We start from the raw sequence: 1,727 nt of genomic DNA on the forward strand, positions 1-1,727 counted from the left end.
CCCCAATCATAAGTAGAAAAACAATGGGTTTTCTACTTATGATTGGGGGTTTTCGCTTTTGATTGAGCTGTTGTTGTCCATTTCCGTAAATTATGGGCAACACAAATAAGACCCCATTCCAGTCGATTTTTAGAAAGGCCTCGCAAGGAAAAACGTTGGAAGAAACGATTATATTTAATATGACCAAATACGGGTTCTACTTCTATTTTTCGTTGACCGTATAACTCTTTACCCTCTTTTGTATGTAAACGTTCTCGCACTTCTTTTCTCTGTTTTTGATTTTTTATAGAGACACTGATAGATTTTATTTCTTTTCCTTTGGCGCATGTTTCTTGAAATGGACAGCCCAAACATTCTGTACAACGATAAGTTCTTTTGATAGAAGTATAACCATTGCTTGTTTGTTGTTTGCTTTCATGTGAAAAAATAAGGCGTTTTTCATTTGCACAAATCCATTCATCCAGCTCTTCATCATAAGACATATTTTCTACGCGACCGATTTGTTTCGTCCAAGCTTTCGTTTGTTCTTTTTCAAACGTATTGTATTTCACATATGCTTTCATATTTTTCTCTTCACAGAATGCATAGTTTTCTTCGCTTCCATAACCAGAATCGGCAACTACCTTTTGAGGCTTTACACGATTGTACTTCTCAAACATTTCAAAATGAGGAATGAAACAAGTTGTATCTCCCGCTTTTTGATGAATACTAAACCCTGTAATAAATTGATCCTCGGTTCCGATTTGTATATTGTATCCTGGTTTAAGCTGACCGTTTTTCATATGGTCTTCTTTCATCCGCATAAAGGTCGCATCTGTATCTGTTTTCGAAAAGCTATTTCTTTCTTGAAATGTTTCTTTATGAGCTTCGTATTTTATTTTGCGTGGAAGAAGATCATTTTCTAACTGACGCTTCGCTTTTTTTATCGTTTTATTTTTCGGTTCATCTTGTAGGCGTTTTTCTAAGGTTTGAATGGTTTGCTTAATTTTTTCAGAAATGACAGGACAGGTCTCTTTCATTTGTTCTTTTTCTAATTCCGCTTTCTGATCGTCTTCACTTGCTTGTTCAATTGTCGCGACAATCTTTTGGTACTTCTCATCTAGTTTTTGATCATATTTTTCGGTGGATTTTCTCCATACAAACGTATATCGATTGGCATTTGCTTCTATTTTTGTTCCATCTAGAAAATAATCTTCGAGTTTGACAAGTCCTTCTTGTTTCAATAGGTCGATAAGAGAGAAGAAAGTTTCATAAATCACGTCTTTCATACGCTCTGATCGAAAACGATTGATTGTACGAAAGTCTGGTGTTTTTTCGTCAGAAAGCCACATAAAATGGATATTTTCATGGAGTTGTTCCTCGATTTTTCGAGAAGAATAGATTCCTTTTGTATAGGCATATAATAAGACTTTCAACATCATTTTTGGGTGATAAGGTGGTCTGCCACCACCTGGATAACGTGATAAGAGGATAGAGAGGTCCATCGCTTCTACAGCTTTATGAACCACACGTGAAAGATGATGTTCAGGAATATGAATCTCAACATCTAATGGAAAAGTGAGTTGATTTTTGTTATAATCTATAAACATAAGAGAATCGTTCCTTTCTTTTGATGATTTGGTTGTGGTGACTTAATTATATCAAAGTTGGACGATTCTTTTTTATGTTTTATGTAAAAAAGAGGTTGCCCAAAAGTAACTATTCAGCTACTTTTGGGACAACCTCTT

General features: G+C 35.0%; 1 protein-coding gene. It reads right to left on the bottom strand.

Features of this window, described 5'->3' with window-relative positions; genetic code table 11:
- Nucleotides 1-32: 32 nt before the first annotated feature.
- The gene (locus COL05_RS30285) at nt 33-1,589 is read right to left on the bottom strand and encodes an IS1182 family transposase (RefSeq protein WP_098671306.1); all 1,557 of its coding nucleotides are present in this window, start codon (nt 1,587-1,589) and stop codon (nt 33-35) included.
- Nucleotides 1,590-1,727: the final 138 nt, after the last annotated feature.

This window comes from Bacillus sp. AFS059628, assembly GCF_002571225.1.
GTDB lineage: Bacteria > Bacillota > Bacilli > Bacillales > Bacillaceae_G > Bacillus_A.

Bases quoted from the DNA above. Each gene is read 5' to 3' on its own strand.
- COL05_RS30285 (WP_098671306.1), bottom strand. From the start codon at position 1,589: ATGTTTATAGATTATAACAAAAATCAACTCACTTTTCCATTAGATGTT.